The sequence below is a fragment of the Plesiocystis pacifica SIR-1 genome, from assembly GCF_000170895.1.
Lineage (GTDB): Bacteria > Myxococcota_A > Polyangia > Nannocystales > Nannocystaceae > Plesiocystis > Plesiocystis pacifica.
Genome location: NZ_ABCS01000003.1, coordinates 64,760 through 81,582, shown reverse-complemented (window position 1 = coordinate 81,582; position 16,823 = coordinate 64,760). Strand labels below are relative to the sequence as shown.

At 71.0% G+C, this 16,823-nt stretch carries 8 protein-coding genes; 4 read left to right on the top strand and 4 right to left on the bottom strand.

Annotated features, from left to right (window positions below):
* Nucleotides 1-11 precede the first annotated feature (11 nt).
* A complete protein-coding gene (locus PPSIR1_RS02435) occupies nt 12-1,025 on the top strand; it encodes a FliH/SctL family protein (RefSeq protein ID WP_006969390.1) in 1,014 nt (337 codons plus the stop codon).
* A gap of 172 nt (nt 1,026-1,197) precedes the next feature.
* On the opposite strand, the gene PPSIR1_RS02430 is transcribed toward PPSIR1_RS02435, so the two are convergent.
* Together PPSIR1_RS02430 and gloB are read right to left on the bottom strand one after the other, a co-directional pair.
* Nucleotides 1,198-1,836: a DUF1353 domain-containing protein gene (locus PPSIR1_RS02430; RefSeq protein WP_006969389.1), complete on the bottom strand. Its 639-nt coding sequence runs from the start codon at nt 1,834-1,836 to the stop codon at nt 1,198-1,200.
* 130 nt (nt 1,837-1,966) lie between these two features.
* On the bottom strand, nt 1,967-2,851 hold the full coding sequence (gene gloB / locus PPSIR1_RS02425; protein ID WP_198154438.1) for a hydroxyacylglutathione hydrolase: 885 nt from the start codon (nt 2,849-2,851) through the stop codon (nt 1,967-1,969).
* Nucleotides 2,852-2,938: 87 nt separating this feature from the next.
* Here gloB and PPSIR1_RS02420 point away from each other — a divergent pair, with 87 nt between their 5' ends.
* From PPSIR1_RS02420 to PPSIR1_RS02410, 3 genes are all read left to right on the top strand, one after another.
* Complete coding sequence (locus PPSIR1_RS02420; RefSeq protein ID WP_006969387.1) at nt 2,939-4,693, top strand: sacsin N-terminal ATP-binding-like domain-containing protein; 1,755 nt, start codon at nt 2,939-2,941, stop codon at nt 4,691-4,693.
* On the top strand, nt 4,672-9,666 hold the full coding sequence (locus PPSIR1_RS02415; RefSeq protein WP_006969386.1) for a hypothetical protein: 4,995 nt from the start codon (nt 4,672-4,674) through the stop codon (nt 9,664-9,666). Before PPSIR1_RS02420 ends, PPSIR1_RS02415 begins: the two co-directional genes overlap by 22 nt.
* Before the next feature lie 120 nt (nt 9,667-9,786).
* Nucleotides 9,787-10,146, top strand: a complete 360-nt coding sequence (locus PPSIR1_RS02410; RefSeq protein ID WP_006969385.1) for a hypothetical protein — start codon at nt 9,787-9,789, stop codon at nt 10,144-10,146.
* 249 nt (nt 10,147-10,395) lie between these two features.
* On the opposite strand, the gene PPSIR1_RS02405 is transcribed toward PPSIR1_RS02410, so the two are convergent.
* Both PPSIR1_RS02405 and PPSIR1_RS02400 read right to left on the bottom strand, forming a co-directional pair.
* Nucleotides 10,396-11,091 (bottom strand): hypothetical protein, encoded by a 696-nt coding sequence (locus tag PPSIR1_RS02405; RefSeq protein WP_006969384.1) that lies wholly within the window; start codon nt 11,089-11,091, stop codon nt 10,396-10,398.
* Nucleotides 11,092-11,176: 85 nt separating this feature from the next.
* Complete coding sequence (locus PPSIR1_RS02400; RefSeq protein ID WP_086000942.1) at nt 11,177-16,687, bottom strand: protein kinase domain-containing protein; 5,511 nt, start codon at nt 16,685-16,687, stop codon at nt 11,177-11,179.
* Nucleotides 16,688-16,823 lie beyond the last annotated feature (136 nt).

Below are 16,823 nucleotides of genomic sequence, written 5' to 3'. Positions count from 1 at the left end.
GGACCGGCGCCATGGACCGCTTCACCGGCGCCCACGAGGGCCTCGTCGAGATCCTCCAGGTCATGCCCCGGCCGCGCTTCGCTGCGCTCGTGTGCCCGCTCGTCGGGATCAACCCAGACGAAGTAGCGACCATCCACGAGTGCCCGAGCAGCGTCCTCTTTCCCCCGAGCTTCAACCCCGCGCCCGGCCTGGCCCGCGGCCTCGTGCGCGGTCGCTCGGCCTACGCCGACCTCGTCGTCGAGCTGCGCACCCACGGGGGCCGACGGCTGCGCGTGCTCATCCTCGAGGTCCAGCTCAGCTACGACCGGGGCAAGCGCGAGCTGTGGCCCCTGCTCGAGGTCGGCGTCTCCCGGTCGGCCGACGTCGCGGCCCGGTTGATCGTCCTGTGCCCCAACCCCGAGCTGCGCGCCAAGCTTCGCCGCTTGGTCGTTCCCCACTGCGTGCGCTCGCCCGTCCTGCTCGAGGCGGAACACATCCCCATGATCTGCAACTACACCCAGGCCAGGGCCCGGCCCTACGAGACCATCCTCGGAGCCGTCTTCCACAGCCGTGAGCCCCGGGTCAACCAACTCGACCAATTTCGCAAAATCGCCGGCCTACGCGCCGCCTACGTCGCGCTAGCGACCCTCGATCCTCTCGCCCAAGTCCGTCTGTCGACCGTCATCATGTCCATCGCCCCCGAACCCCTCATCGAACGAGCCCTCACCGAACTCCGCGACTCCGGCGAGTTCCCTCTCCGCCGCTTCGAGCTCTTCAGCGAGACCGAGCGCGGCGGCCATAGCTTTGCCCGCGGCCACCGGGAGGGCCGAGCCGAGGGGCTCGAGGAAGGTCGAGCAGAAGGTCGAGCAGAAAGCCTAGAAGAAAGCCGGCGAGCTCTCCGCGCCCTCGTCACCAAGCTCCTCGAGCAAAAGTTTGGCCCCCTCGCGCCCGAACACCGGAGCGCCCTCGCTGCTGCCTCCAGCGCCGAGCTCGAGCAAATCGGAGCGCGCTGCGTCGACGCCGTCGACATCACGGCAGTATTCTAGTAGGACATCGGAGAAGTCCTCACGACACCTCGCTTGGTCTTTTCGCCGAGCTCTTTGTCACCAAAACTTGCGGTGGGATCCACCACAGCGGCGTTTGGCTCCGCGATCTCGACGAAAATCCACGGCGCGAGGAGCCGCGATGACTTCTCCGATGTCCTGCTAGCCTCGAACCTCAGAGCTCCATGCGACTGGGGTCGATGTGCTCCCAGTCGTACAACCTCAAGTCCGCGAGCATCTCATCGTCGAGTTCGTCGTTGTCTCGCTCGACCTGACGGCCACCCAAGAACCCTTGGGGGGTGGTCTTGGTCCCCAGTAGAGCCTGGATGTCCCTCTGGATCTCCCGACCGAGCTCGATTTCCTCCTCGAGCGTGAGTTCATGGTCCTCGCCACCGTGAGTCCAGAACCGATTGTGTTTCGAGCCATAGGTCCGAACTCCCCACCTCATGTTTCTCGCGCGCCCGGGTCGTACCCCGTGCTGGAGCAGCATCATGTAAAACAACTCGTCAATCTGCTCTCGCACGTCACCTCGTCGGTTCTTCTCGAGCCCCTGGTCAACCTTGGCAAGGATGTCGTCATAGGGAGGATGCCTTCGAGCTGCCGGGGTCTTGTAGAGATAGTCATGGACAACTGCGGCGCGCTCGTACTTGGGCATGAAGGGGTGCCCCATCGCGGTCCATAGGTACTTTGGGATGCTTGCGCCATCAAAGTGACGAAAATTCCTGGGGACGAACGCGTCGGCTTTGAGCGCGCCGATCCTCGTCGTGAAGTCAAAGACCAACACTCGCTTCCCCGCGTCATCGTGGACGGTCACCGGCCATTTGTGTGTCATCGACACGACTATGCCATGGCCATGGATGTCGAGCCGACTCCGTTCTGCGATGATTTTGCAGCGCTCGGGTCCAGCGACTAACCCGAAAGCCGATGGGTTGCGCCACCACCAACTACAGCGGCAAGTTCGACTCAGGCAGCTGCTTGTAGGCCTTCCCGTCCTTGAGCGCCCGTAGGGCGGCGAATGCTTCCGCGCCGTCGTTCAAGCTCGCCTCCGGGCTCCCCGCCCGCAGCGAAGCGAGGATCGTCGGCGAATCCACGCGCAAGAACGGATTCGTCGCGCGCTCGAGGCCGATCGTCGAGGGCACCGTCGACTCCCCGCGCGCTCGAATCGCCCACACCTCGCGGATGCGCTCAGCCAGCGCGGCGTTGTCCGGCTCGACGCTCCACGCAAAGCGCAGGTTGTCCTGGGTGTACTCGTGGGCGCACACGACCTTCGTCGACTCGGGCAGCCCAGCCAGGCGCTGCAAGCTCGCGTGCATGGTCGCCGCTGGGCCGTCGAAGAGGTAGCCGCAGCCCCCGGCAAACAGCGTGTCGCCGCAGAACAAGAGCTCACCGAAGCGATAGCTGACGTGCCCGTCGATGTGCCCTTCGGTGAGCATGACCTGCCCCTCGAGCGCCCCGAGTCGAACCACGTCGCCCTCGTCGACGGGCTCGCCCTTGGGACCGTCGAGGCCGGGGATGGTGCCCAAGCGCGAGCGGCTCCCCACCACCCGCAAGGCCCCCAAGCGCTCGGCCTTGTCGAGCGCTTTGTGCAGCCCGATGTGGTCCGGGTGGGTGTGCGTGGTCAAGATCGTCGTCAGCCTGAGCCCGTGCGCCTCGACGTACTCCAGCACCGGCTCCGCCACGCCGCCGTCGATCGCCGCCGCCTCTCCGGTCGCCTCGCAGACCAACAGCCACGTGAAGTTGTCCGTCCAAAAGGGCACCTGATGGAGCGTCGCCGCCCCTCCTGCGTCGACACTCATGGGGGCTCGGGGCGCGCTCACGACGTGCTGCATGCCCCGACTCTACCCCTAACTCGGCTCCACCTCGGCCTCCGGGTCCCCGCCCCCGGGGTCCGCGCGCTCCGCTATCATTCCCCGCGCATGGCGAAGCGAGACAAGGACAAGGCCGGCGGCGAGGCCATCAACGTCGGCCAGGCCCTCGACAACCTGGTCCACCAGTTCTCCGATCCCTGGTCCTTCCTGCGCGAGCTGATCCAAAACGCCATCGACGCGGGCAGCTCGGAGATCGACGTGCACATCGAGCACCAGCCGCCGGACGACCCCAGCGGCGACGACCCGGGCTTGATGGTCATCGAGATCGTCGACACCGGCGAGGGCATGGACCGGGACATCATCGACACCCGGCTGACCCGGCTGTTCTCCTCGGCCAAGGACGGCGACTACACCAAGATCGGCCGCTTCGGCATCGGCTTCGTGTCGGTGTTCGCCATCGAGCCCGACGTGGTCTGCGTCGACACCGGGCGCGCGGGCGAGTACTGGCGCGTGCTGTTCAAGGGCGACCGCAGCTTCGAGCGCATCTCCCTGGACATGCCCGTGGAGGGCACGACGATCCGCATCTACAAGCACGCCGACGCCGACGCGGTCGAGGACGCGCGGCGCCGGGCCGGGCGGGTGCTGGAGTATTGGTGCAAGCACGCCAAGGTCGAGATTCGCCTCGACGGGCGCCAGATCTCGCGGCCCATGGCGCTGGGCGATCGGGCCAAGGGCGCCCGGGCGCGCTGCGTGATCCGCCACGAGGAGGAGGGCACGCGCGTGCTCCTGGGCCTGAGCCCCAAGACCCAGGCGCTGCGCGGCTACTACCACGGCGGCCTGACCCTGCACGAAGAGCGCGAGAGCGAGGACTCCGAGCTCGACGCGGCCCTGGCCCACCTGACCTTCAAGATCGACTCGCGCTTTTTGGAGCACACGCTCACCCGCGACAACGTCATCCGCGACGAGAACTACGCCAAGGCCATGGGCATCGTCCTCGACCTCGCCCGCGGGCCGCTGCTGGTCGCGCTGTTCGACGCCATCGAGGCCCACACCCGCGCCCAGGACGAGGCCCGGAGCTCGGGCGGGCTGGTCCCGCCCCGGGACGCCGAGCTCGACGCCCACCTGCGCCGGGCGCTCTACCGCGTCGCCAAGGGCGACCTCGAGCTGCCCAAGGGCCTCGGCGCCCGGCCCATCCTGCCGACCCTCGACGGGCCGCCCTGCTCCCTCGACGAGGTCCGCAAGGTCCACCGCGGGCGGCGGACCAAGGTCTGGGTCGGCGCCGAGGCGTCGCCGGTGACCCGGGCGCTGCGCGAGCGCGGGGATCTGGTCCTGCGCGCCGAGCCAGACACGGCCCTGCGCTTCGCGCTCGAGCGCCACCTCGACGAGGCCCTGCCCACGACCCAGGAGCTGTGCACGGCCCTCGAGCTCGACCCCCAGAGCCCCGCGGCCCAGGTCGAGCGCCCCCGCTGGCAGGCCCTGCGCGCCGCCTTGACCCACCTGCTCGGCGTCCAGGGCCTGCGCGTGTCGGCCCTGCACCTCGGCCACCTCGACTACCCCGGCTCGCCCGTGGCCGAGCGCGTGGCCATCACCCAGGGCAGCTTCGGCGAGCTCACGCCCACCGCCGAGGTCGGCGAGCTCGGCAGCGGGTGGTTGACCAGCAAGCGCTGCGTGGTCCTCAACGCCGACCACGGCACGGTCGCCCACCTGCTCGAGCTCGCCGGGGCCGAGCCGGAGCTCGCGGCCTACCTGCTGCTCAAGCTCTTTTACCTGCACGGGGCCGAGGGCGAAGGCCTGGACTCCACCCTGGACAGCACCCTGGCCACGGCGGCCGCGGAGGCGCGATGGCAGCGCTCGACGCCCTGATGTCCGAGCTGAGGGCCGACGGCGCCCTCGACTCGACCGGACAGTTCACCCTCGACCGCGAGCAGGCCCGGTCGAAGATGCAAAAATTCCAGCTCGCCGACGCGCGCCGCTACGTGCTCGAGCTGGTCCAGGCGGCGGTCCTGCGCGGGGCGACGCACATCGCCTTCGACATCGACGCCGACGACATGCGCCTGTCCTTCGACGGCCAGCCCTTCACCGCGGCCGAGGTCGACGACCTCTACGGCTCGCTGTTCAACGACGAGCAGGGCCGGGCCGTCGAGGGCGTCCGCCAGCTCGCCCTGGGCCTCAACGCCGCCCTGGGCTTGGCGCCCAAGTACATCCAGCTCGACAGCGGAGGCGTGGCCGTGACCATGCGCCCGGGCCAGGAGGACGCGATCAGCGAGCGCGGCGCGGCCCTCGACGGGACCACCGTCCACGTCCGCCAGCGCCTGTCCAGCCGGGTCGTGCTCGACTTCTTCCGCAAGTTCGCCGGGCGCCTCGAGGAGACCCGCTACCTGCGCGAGCGCTGCCTGCACGCGGCGCCGACGATCACCGTGGGCGGCAAGCTGATCTCGGCCGCCGGGGAGACCGGCGCGAGCGCGAGCCTGACCCGCTGGGCGCCCAAGTCCCTGGCCGAGGTCGAGTTCACCGGGGCCGGCTTCCGCGGGCGCATCGCGATCGTCGACGACCCCGACGTCGCGACCTTGCGCCTGGTCAAGAGCGGGGTGTGGATCGACCTGCGCCGCCTGCCCCAGTGCGGCACCCACCTCGTCGCCTACGCCGAGAGCGAGGCCCTGCGCAAGGACGTGTCGCAGGCGGCGATCGTCCAGGACCAGGCCTGCGTCGACATCGTCGACGCGCTGTGGCGAGCGCGCTGGCGTGCCTGGGCCGCGGCCCTCGAGCGCCACGCCGCGGTGCCCAAGCGCAGCAACCACATCCGCCAGCTGGTCCGCACCCAGCTCCTCGACCACTCCTCCCTCGACAACATCACCGGGGATCCCGTGGCCCTCGCGCTGTGCGAGCAGGTGGTGTTCGTCGACTGCCGCCAGGGCGGCGGGCCCAAGCGCGAGGTCAGCCTCGCCCAGCTCATCGCCCTCGTCGAGGCCGACGAGACCCCCGAATTCGCCGTCCAGCGCTTCACCGAGATCGCCCGGGAGGGCGCGCCGATCGTCGAGCTGACCCAGTCCGAGGCCACGCGCCTGCGCCGGCTGCTCGGCTCCCTCCGCGACCGGACCCGCGACCTGCACCGCCTCGAGCAGCGCCTGCACGGCTACGCGCTGTTCAAGAGCCGGAGCGCGGAGGCCGTGGTGCCCACGCGCCAGGGCATGCTGGTGCGCCACGACTTCGAGCTGAGCACCGACCGCGGCGCCGTGCGTGGCCAGCTCGCCGTGGACTCCGACCTGTTCACGGCCCCGGAGCGCGACCACCCCCTGCGCGCGTGGTTCCTCGCCGAAGGCTGCCAGCTCGGGCGCACCGAGTTCGACGTCGCCATCCCCAACCTGTGGCTCGCCGTCGAGGCCGAGTTCACCCCGACCTGGACCTACGACGGCCCCGAGCTCGACGCGGTGTTTTGCGAGGTCATCGCCCGCAGCCTCGCCCAGCTCGGCGGGCTGCTGCGCATGCTCCACGCCCGCGCCGGCAACCAGGACCAGCGCGCCGCCGCCCGCGGCCTGCTCAAGCGCTGGCTCTCGCTGATGCTGGTCCCGGGGCGGCTGCAGCGGGTGTTCGAGATCATCGGCGCGGACGAGTCCGACGCCGAGGCCTGGGCCCTGCCGCGCGCGACCTTGGTGCCCGAGCTGAGCCTCGAGGCCCTCGCCCACCCCGAGCGCGTGAGCCCCTCGGACCAGGTCCAGCCCGCGGACCTGGTCAGCATCCTCGACCTCCCGCTCTTCCTCGACTTCGAGAACAACCGGCTGAGCGTGCGCGCCCTGGCCTTCTTGCTCGAGCGCGACGGCGAGCTGCGCTACCTGCCCTGGCGCACGACCATCGAGCCGCTCCAGGCCCTGCCCGGCGTGCTGCGCCTGGGCGTCGACGACCTGGCCATGGTCAAGGTGCTGTTCGGCGCCGACAAGGTCCGCTCGTGGGCCGACGACCTCGCGCGCCGCCGGGCCAAGCGCGAGCACATGGCCAAGGAGCCCCAGGGCTTCGGGGCCGCCCTCGAGCACTACGTCGAGTCCCTCCGCGCCCAGGGGGTCGAGGCGCCCCCCTTCACGCGCAAGCTCCCAGGGCCCCGCGACGGCTTCATCGCCCTGGCCGTCGACCCGCGCTTTGACTTCTCGGCCCCCGGCGAGTGGGACGAGGCCATCGAGCGCGACGAGAGCGACGCCCGCAAGTCCAAGAAGCACCGCAAGCGCAAGTCCAAAAAACCCGACAGCCCGTCCATCAAAGAGCTCGCGGATACCCTCGACGAGAGCTGGGTCGAGGTCCTCCACGAGCGCCGCCCCCTGTGCGACTTCCCCCTCCGCCTGGGCCTGCCCCTGCTCATCGCCTACGTCGAGGACCCCGCCCTCGCGCCCACCCCGAGCTGGGACGAGGTCGAGCGCGAGACCGAGGCCTTCGTCGAGCTGCGCCTGGCCCTGCGCGCGCAAGGCCTCGCGCTCTTCGACCAGGTCGTCGCCGCCTACACCCCCGAGCGCATCCCCAGCCGCACGACCCGAGACTGGCTGGCCAAGTACTTCCTGGTCGCCGCGGCCATGGAGCTTCACGAGCGCGCCCGCGGTCGCAAGCGCGGCAAGCGACGCAAGGACCGCGGCAAGGACGAGCCCCAGGCAGCAGGGACTCCGGTCTTTGACCGCGTCCGCGAGCTCGCCATCTTCCCCACCGTCGATCGCCGCATGGTCAGCTTCGCCGACGTCCAGGCCGACCTCGCCGCGCAGCTGGCCGACAAGCCCAAGCGCACCCCCGAGCTCTACCTCGTCAGCGACGAGCACCCGTGGGCGAGCCTGCGCGAGCCGAGCATTCTCCGCCTCGACGACCAGCAGCGCGAGGCCCTCGAGCTGATGCTCGAGCACGCGCGCAGCGGCCCCGAGCCGACCTTCATCGACGGCAGCGAGCGCATCCGCCTGGCCTACCTCAACAGCGAGATCGAGGGCCTCCCGCCCATGACCGAGGTCGCCCTCGACCCCGAGTCGGTGTGGGCCAGCGCGCCGATGTCCGACGCGCGCTGCGAGGCCGTCGTGGGCCTGTCTCGGACTCGCCGCAAAGGCATGCACATCGTCGTGGGTACGGCCGGCAAGCGCGTGAGCGAGGTCGGCCACGACTTCGCCCTGCCCCTCGACGCGGTCATCCTCGACAAGGACCTGCCGCTGCTCTCGGCGACGGAGGTCGACGTCCGCAGCAAGCGCTTTCGCAACCACCTCCGCCGGATCCGACGCTCGGCGCCCGGGCTGATCCTGATCCTGTGCCAGCGGCTCCAGGACAGCCCGGCCGCGCGCACGCCCCAGGCCCGCGGCGTCGTGCTCGCGCACCTCGACGACGAGCTGCGCCAGGGCAACGAGCGCCGGGAGGCCCGCGAGCGCGCCCTCTCGGCGTGCATGCGCCTCCCGCTGTTCACGGACCTGTTCGGTCGGGTCTGGTCCCTGGCCGAGCTCGTCGACTTCGTCGGCGGCGAGGGCAAGCGGGTCGACGTCCTCGACATCAAAAAGGGGCGCGACCCCGCCGTGGAGTTCGCGTGGGCCCGGGTCATGGCCATCACCGACGACCAGATCGACGCCGAGGCGCTCGGCTGGCTCGTGCTCGTGCTGACCGGGGCCGAGCGCGAGGTCGTCGCTCGCGTGCTCGAGCCCAAGACCCTGAAGCTGGACCACGAACAGCTGCGCGAGCAGATCCTCGCGCGCGCCCGCGCCCCGAAGGTCACCGTCCCCAAGAAGCTCGACGCCGTGTCCATCGTCAACCGCAAGGCCCAGGCCTCCGGCGGCCTCGACTGCACCCTGTGGCTGCCCCTCGACTGCAGCCCCTTCGAGGCCGCCGCGGACGCGCAGCTGCGCGTGATCTTCACCCGCGGCAAGACCCCGGTCGTCCAGTGGAAGCTCGTGCCCTTCCTGCCCTGCCGGGCCGTGGTCACGGGCGCGGCCGAGGGCGGCTCGATCACCCTCGACGGCCGCTCGCAGGCCAGCCTCGAGCGCCAGGTCGCCGTGCTCTACGAGAGCCTGCTGGCCAAGGCGCGCGGCAACAAGCTGCCCCGCGCCCAGCAGGACCTCGCCCTCGAGTACCTGGTCTTCGTCCAGGACGCGCTGACCAAGCTCTCCCCCGATGACGAGCAGTACGGCCGCATGCGCAAGCGCTTGACCAAGCTCAGCGCGGGCATCGACGAGCTCATCCCGGCGAGCCTGCGGCTGAGCCTCGAGCGGATCCACGCGCCCCCGCAGAGCCCAGCAGAGGCCAAGAACGAAACCGCGGCCAAGGTCGAGGTGAAGGCAGCCGCCAAGGCCCCCGAACCCGAGCCAACGCCCGAGCCCGAGTCGGCGCCCCCCGAGCACGGCGAGCTATTTGGCGGCGCGGGCTCGACCCCCGCCAAGCTCGAAGCCAAGCCCGAGTCTCCAGCCTACGCCAACGGCTCCGAGCGCCTGCTCGCCGCCCTCGAGGAGGGCCTGCGCTGGACCTGGGAAGTCCACGGCGAGAACGTGCTGACCTTCAACGCCCTCCGCGACATCCGCCTGGGCCCCTCGGAGCGCCCCGCCGAGCAGCGCATCGCCGAGACCGACGCCCGGGGCATCGTGGTCAACTCGCTGCACCCCATCGTCCAGCGCCTGCTCGCCGTCGACCTCGCCGAGCCCCTCGACGCCGTCGACCTGACCTTCCTGATCACGGCGATCTACTCGCTCATGAACCGCTTCGCCTCGGCCATCGAGGACGCCCACGAGGAGGCCTACCTCGGGCGCCTCGCCGAGACCCTGGCCGTCGGCGCCCGCATCCAGGGCAACCAAGTCGTGGACGTGGGGCATGGAGGGCGTGGCGTCGTCCACGACGGCTAAAAACATCGAGCACCCCTTCGAACACTCGGGCTCGAACAGACCTCCAGGTCAGTCCTCCGAGGGCAGCGTCAGTGCTACGCTGAGAGCTCCCCGCCGGCGACTGTTGACGGGTGTTGGACGATGGCCCACCTCGACTTCGCACCGCGAGCGCTCCTGCTCGCCCTCGTCGCGGGCTGCCCCCTCCCCGACGCCGAGCTCACCGAGGGCATCGAGTACACGGAGCAGGAGTGCGAGGGGATGGTCTCCGAGCCGGGCGCAGGCGAGCTCGGCCGCTTCGTCCTCCCCAACCACCACGCCCACGAGTGCCCCCCAGTCTTTGATCCCGAGCTGTTCAACGACGTCATCGAGCACGCCTGCATCCGCGAGACCGTCGCCCTGTCCGTCGAGTGCGGGCCCTTTCGAACGGTTGAGCAGGACTGCGGCTACCTCGTGGTGCTCAACCACGCCGACGAGCTCGACTGCCCGCCGACGGGGCCCTGAGCTCGCTCAGAGGGTCGGCCAAAACGAGTTTTGCCCGACCCTCTGTCTACTTTAGCCGTCGTGGACGACGCCACGCCCCCCTGCCCCACGTCCACGACTCAGGGACTGTCAAGGAATCCACGCCCCCGCTTGCGGGGGCGACCACCAGCCTTCTCGAAGGTACGAGCTCCATTGCCCACCGAGCCAAAGCGGAGGAGCGGAGCGACGAAGCGCCCCCGGTCCCAGGCGCCTGTGGGGGCAAAACAGAACTCAGAGATCGCCGAGCGGGTCGAGGTCTGCGGGCGCCCGGAGACCGCCGCGCCGGTGCATCTCCCGGTGCTTGGACGGGTCCTTGGGCCTCTTGGCCTGCTCGGGCTCCCTGTCGGCGCCGGGCTCATCGCAGGGTTCATCCTTGGGTTCATCCACGGGCTCGAGCTCCGGCGGGACGAGCCCACCCTCGACGGGCTCGAGCTCGATGGGCTCAGCCCGGAGACCGCCCGCGACGGCGTAGTCCGGCTCCGGCTCGTTGCTGCCGTCGTCGTCGCAAGGGATCACCTCGTCCGCCGGGACCTCGACGCGAAGCGGGTCCTGCTTGGGCTCGGCGTCGCCGTGGGGGGTGCACGCGGCGAGCAACATGCCGCCGAGAGCGAGGGACAGGCGATGGTTGGCGCGCACCGTCGGGGCCCGGGTCTGGGCCCGAGTCAGCGCCGTCGCGGGCACGAAGGCCGGCTCGGGGCGAAAGCGGATCGAGCCGTCGCTGCGCGGCACGTAGGACACGCAGATGTCCTTGCCAGCCTCGCGGTTCATGAGCGCCCGCGCCTCGGACTCGGTCATCTGCGAGAGCAGGTGCACGTCCTTGGTGCAGTGCTCGCAGAACATCTGACGGTCCTTCGCGCTCACCCCGCTGCGATCGAGGTTGATCGGGCAAGGGCTGGTGATCGGGAGCTGGTCGACCTGGATGCTCATGTTCCCCGTCAACGAGGCTAGCACCGCTGGGCTTGCAGGCAGGCCCGCGGGCGCGATCGCCCCTCAGTGTCCCGACGCGCCTCGTTCACTGCGCCGCGTCGAGCTCGTCGAGCGGGCCGGCGTCGAGGGGCAAGAGCAGGTGGAAGGTCGTCCCGACCCCGGGCTCGCTGTCGAGGCCGAGCTGGCCGCCGTGCTCGACGGCGATCCCGTGGCTGACGGACAGGCCCAAGCCGGTGCCCCGGTCGCGGGGTTTGGTCGTGAAGAAGGGGTCGAAGATCCGATCGCGGACGGCGTCGGGGATGCCGCCGCCGCGATCCTCGACCTCGAAGCGGATCCACCGGCGACCGCCCTCGTCGACCTCGGCCGCGCGGATCGTGATGCGCTTGTCCGGATGCTCGCCGCCAAAGCGATCGTTGAGCGCGTCGCGGGCGTTGGTCAGCAGGTTCATGATGACCTGACGAATCTGCTGCGGGTGGCAGCTCAGGGCCGGCAGCTCGGGCGAGACGTCGACGGTGAGCTCGACGCCGTCCTTGCGCATCAGCGTGCGGACGAGCGGGAGCGTGGAGTCGATGATGCGCTGCGGCGCGATGCGTTCGTGGTCGGGCTCTCGCTCCTGGCGCGAGAAGGTCAAGAGGTCCCGGACGATGTGCATGACCCGCTTGCTCTCGCCGGTGATCTCCGTGGCGAACTCGGTGATCGCCGGCTGGCCCCGGGCCTCGTCGAGGATCAGCTCGGCGTAGCCCATCACGCCCTGGATCGGGTTGTTGATCTCGTGGGCCACGCCCGCCGCGAGGGTCCCGAGGGACTCGAGGCGCTGGTTTTGGCGGACCTGCTGCTCGAGGCGCTTGCGCTCGCTGACGTCGCTGAGGATGGCCAGCAAGCGCCCGCTGCTCGAGTCGACGGGGGCGATGCGGGCGACGAAGCTGCGCCGCTCGCCGGCCTCGTCGAGCAGCTCGAGCTCCCGCTCGCGGATGTCGGCGAGCTCGACGGCCTCGCGGATCGCCTCGCGCCACGCCGGCCGGCTCTCGGCCTCGAACAGCGCCTCGGCGAGCTCACCGACGAGCGCCTGCGTCGAGAAGCGGCCGAGGGCATGGTTGATGAACTCGACGCGGCCGGCCGTGTCCATGACCAGGATCGTGTCCGGGGCCCCGCTGACGAGGGAGCGCCAGCGGGCCTCGCTGCGCTGGAGGGCGTCGTAGAGCTGAGCGTTGTCGAGGGCGCTGGCGGCCTGGGCGACGAGGAAGCGCAGGATCTCGAGGCGCTCGCTGGGGAAGCCGTGGCTCGACAGGCGGTTCTCGAGGACCAGCGCGCCGACCCGGCGCTCGTGCTTGTCGATCGGCAGGCACAGCAGCGAGCGGACCATGTTGGTCGAGATGTAGCTGTCGCCCGCGAAGCGAGGCACGCTCGCGGCGTCGTCGAGGATCACCGGCGTCCCCGTCCGCAGCACGTAGTGGATCACGCTCATCGGCAGCTGGTCGTGGAGCTCGGCGATCGGGACCGGCTCGGGCTCGGTCCGGGTCTCGCGGCCGTCGCTGTGGGCGACCACGCCGAGGACCTCGCCGCGCGCGAGCAGCAGCACGCCGCGGTCGGCTCCGGCGCTGGTCACCGCGCCGTCGAGGACCCGGCCGACGACCTCCTCGAGGCGCAGGTCCTCGCTGATCAGGTTCATGGTCTGCACGACGGTCGTGAGGTCGAAGATGCCGGGGCTGGAGGAATTGCTGCTGCCCGAGAACGCGCTCTCGCTGAACAAGGAGGTGCTGCTGTGGGTCTGGTCGTCGTCGGCGAGCCCGCGGGTCAGGGAGTCCTCGCTCGCCGCCTCGAGCCGGGCGACGACCGCTCGGGCGCCGAGCCGCCGCATGGCCTCGAGGGCGAGGTCGCGAGCCCCGCGGGCCTCGGCGCGGCGCTCGAGCTTGCGCGCGAGGTCGGCGAGGCGCAGGCAGGCGAGGCCCTCGAGCAGGGGGTGGTCCTGGGCGTGGGCGAGGTCGCTGGCCCGGCGGTACGCCGCGATCGCCCGCTCGCCGCGGCCGCGCAGGCGCTCGCTCTCGGCGCGGAGGATCTCGAGCATCGCGCCGAAGTTCTCGGGCGCGGCCTGGCCGTACTGACGCGCGGCGCTCAGGTAGCGACGCAGCCGTCGACGGATCCGACGACGCTCGGCGGTGGGTCGGGCCCGCTCCCAGCGCTCGACCTCGACGATCGCGGCCCACATCGCAAAGGGGATGATCTGCCAGGTGCCGAACAGCGTCTGCTCGAAGCCCTCGACGTCCTCGGCGAGGTCGGCGAAGGCCCCGTCGAAGCGATCCAAGAGCACCTTGGCGGCCATCCGGGCGCTGGTGTCGAGCGCCATCGAGAGCGCGCTGATGTTGGCCTCGCGGCCTTGCTCGCGTCTGATGAGCGCGTCGATGTCCTCGAGCTCGCCGGTCAACAATCGGGCGAGCAGCAGGTGCCGGGCGGTGCTCGAGCGCTGCTCGGCCGAGCCCCAGCGATCGACCTCGACCTGCCAACGCTGGCCGCGCTCGATCACGTCCGCGAGGTGAGCCCCGGCGTAGAAGGTCTGGCCGAGGCCGATGACGATCGACCAGCCGCCGAGGTCGAGCTCGCCCGCCTCGGCGAGCTGCGCCACGAGGGGCTCGAGCTCGTGCTCGTAGCTGCGGAAGGGGCGACTGAGCGGCCAGATGAACAGCGCCGCCGAGGACATCACCGGGGCCCGGGCGGCGGCGATGAAGGGCTGCTCGCACAGGGCCAGGGCGTGGTCGCACAGCTGCGCAGCCTCGACGGGCTGGCGCAGAGCCGTAGCCGCCGCGATCGCAATCTGCGAGAGCGCGATCGGGGCCAGCGGATCGAGCTGCGCGCGGGCGCCGAGGTGAATGTGAACCCCAGACAGGACCACGAACAGGTTCTTGTCCTCGAGGTAGGCCGGGGACTTGAGCGCCTCGATGATGCGGCTCGCGGCGATCGCGTTCGGGTCGCTCAGCGCGGGCCGGGCCAGCCACTGCTCGCGGGTCACGGACTTGACCTGCAGCCAGGCGCGCGCGACCCAGAGCACGACCCGGGGGGTCGAGCAGCGCGCGGGGAGGTGGATGCCGTAGCGACGCAGGCCCGCGAGCCCGACCTCGAGGGCCTCCGCGGCCCGCTGGCGAATGAGCAAGATCGACACCCGCCGCGCCACGACCCGGCTGTGGTCCTCGGACCCGAGCTCGCCCTCGAGCAGGGCCTCGAAGGCCGCGTCGGCCCCGTCGGCGTCGCCCGTGAGCGCGAGCGACTGGGCCCGGCCAAAGCGCGCGCGCAGGCGCAGGGTCGGGCGCGCGCCGAGGACCTGGGCGTCGAGCAGCGACGTCGCCTGCTCGAAGTAGGGCCGGGCCACGGCCCACGCGGCGTTGTCGAGGGCGCGCTCCCCCGCTTCGGTGGCGAGCTCGGCGAGCAGCACCCGCTCGTCCCCCTCCAGCTGGCCCCCCGCCTCGGCGCCGCGGAGGTGGTCGACGAGCTCGAACAGGCGCTCGCCGAGCCCCTCGCGCCCGAGCTCGGCGAGCAACTCCCGGGCGATCCGAGCGTGGAGGGCCGCGCCGCGATCGACGTCCGCGAACCCGCGGGCGAGGACCTGGAGCTGCTCGTGGGCGAAGCGGTGGCTCCCCGAGCCGGCGTCGATGAGGCCCTCGCGCTCGATGCTGCGAAGCGCGGCCGCGAGGGCCTCGCCGTCGAGCTCGGCGACGCGCGCGAGCAAGGTGATGTCGAACGCGATCCCGAGGTGGGCCGCGCAGCACAGCACCCAGCGCGCGTCCTCGGGCAGGCGGTCGAGGCGGGCCGTGAGCAGGCCGAGCACGTCCTCGGGCAAGCTGGCCGCGGCGAGCGCGTCGAGGTCCCAGGTCCAGCCTCGGGCCCCCGGCTCGAGCAAGCGCTCGGACACCAGGTGGACCAGGAATTGACGCACCAGCAAGGGGTTGTTGCCGGTCTTGCGCGCGAGCAGCTGGACCAGCTCGCCGAGCTCCTCCAGCGGCCGCCCGAGCACGTCAGCGAGCAGCTGCCCGAGCTCGGCCTCCGCCAGGGGCTCGAGCGCCAGGCGCTCGACGGGGCGCCCGGCTCGCTCGATCGTCTCGAGCAGCGCGGCGATGGGCCTGTCGCTGGCCTCGTCCTTCCCGCGGTAGGCGAGCACGAACAGCACCGACGGCCCGGGCTGCTGGATCAGATCGTCGATGAGCTCGAGGCTCGCCACGTCGGCGTGGTGGAGATCGTCGAGCACCAGGACCAGGGGTCCGGCCTCGGCGAAGGCGCTGAGCAGGCGCCCGAAGGCCAGCTGGAGCCGGTTGCGCGCCTGCCCGGGCTCGATCGCCGGGGCTGAGGGGCGCTCGCCCAGGACGAGCTCGAGGTTGGGGACGAGGCCCGCGACCACGCCCGCGAGCGGCCCGAGGAGCGCGCCGAGTCGCTCGCGCCAGTGCGCCAGCGCGTCCTCGCTCTGGGTCAGCACCCGACCGACGAGCTCGCCAAAGGCGGACGCGAACCCGCTGTAGAGGCGCGGGGACTCGCCGGCCTCGAAGCGACCCAGGGCCAGCTCCCCCTCGACGGCGAGGACCCTGGCGTCGAGGCTGTGGACGAGCGCGCTCTTGCCCACGCCGGCGCCCCCTTCGAGCGCGACCACGCGCCGGCCCTCCCCGTCGACGACGGCGCGCAGGGCCGCGGCCAAGCGCTCGACCTCGCCAGCGCGGCCGTAGAGGCGATGGGGGAACTGCAAGGTCGCGGCGTGGTCGCGCAGCCCGAGGGCGAAGTCGGGCTCGGCCTCGCCGGCCGCCAGCGACTCCGCGAGCCGCTCGAGATCCACGAGCAGGCCCCGGGCCGACTGGTAGCGGAGCTCCGGGGCCTTCTCGAGCAGCTTCATGACCATCGCCGAGAGCACCTCGGGGAGCGCTGGGCACCACGACCTCGGCGGCTTCGGACGCCGCGCGAGGTGGGCGTGGACGATCTCGAGCGGGGTCACGGCCTCGAAGGGCCGGCGACCCGTGAGCAGCTCGTAGAAGGTCACGCCGAGGGAGTAGAGGTCGCTGCGAAAGTCGACCCCGCGCTTGGTCCGTCCGGTCTGCTCCGGCGACAGGTAAGGGAGCGTGCCCGCGAGCAGATCGGGGTCGTGGATGCGCCGGTGGCTGTCCTCGAGCAGCACCGAGATGCCGAAGTCCGCGAGGTGGACCGCGCCGGTGCCCCGCTCGATCAGCACGTTGCTCGGCTTGATGTCCTGGTGGATGACGCCGCGCTCGTGGACCGCGGCGAGGATCTCGACGAGGCGGATGGCGACGGGCAGGAACACCCGGACCTCGAGCGCCCGGCCGCCCGCGAACTGACGGAGGTTGCGCGAGTCGACGGACTCGAGCAAGAGCACGAGGTTGTCCCCGAGCCGCTCGAGGCCGATGGGCTTGACGACCCCGTCGATGTCCAGGGACTCGAGCAGGCGAAACTCGTGGCGCACCCGAGCCTCGACGCCGGGCGCGTCGACGTGAAAGACCTTGGCGATGACCTTGCCGTCATCGCTGTCGCGGACGATCTCGTAGACCCGCTTGCGCGCTCCGCTTCGGAGCAATCGCGAGCGGCCGTAGCCTGCCAGGGGGAGTGACACGATCCTTCGAGTCTAGGCCGTTTTGGGTTGGAGAATTTTCTCGCGCAGCACTGTAGTGCTCGGGAGTTCGCCAGATCACCAAGGCTGCGTGGGACATCGCAATCGGAATTGCGACCGGAATTTTGTGCTGGCGGTG

Coding starts and splice junctions, on each gene's coding strand:
- gloB (WP_198154438.1), bottom strand. CDS start 2,851: ATGCAGCACGTCGTGAGCGCGCCCCGAGCCCCCATGAGTGTCGACGCA.
- PPSIR1_RS02410 (WP_006969385.1), top strand. CDS start 9,787: ATGGCCCACCTCGACTTCGCACCGCGAGCGCTCCTGCTCGCCCTCGTC.
- PPSIR1_RS02435 (WP_006969390.1), top strand. CDS start 12: ATGGACCGCTTCACCGGCGCCCACGAGGGCCTCGTCGAGATCCTCCAG.
- PPSIR1_RS02405 (WP_006969384.1), bottom strand. CDS start 11,091: ATGAGCATCCAGGTCGACCAGCTCCCGATCACCAGCCCTTGCCCGATC.
- PPSIR1_RS02420 (WP_006969387.1), top strand. CDS start 2,939: ATGGCGAAGCGAGACAAGGACAAGGCCGGCGGCGAGGCCATCAACGTC.
- PPSIR1_RS02415 (WP_006969386.1), top strand. CDS start 4,672: ATGGCAGCGCTCGACGCCCTGATGTCCGAGCTGAGGGCCGACGGCGCC.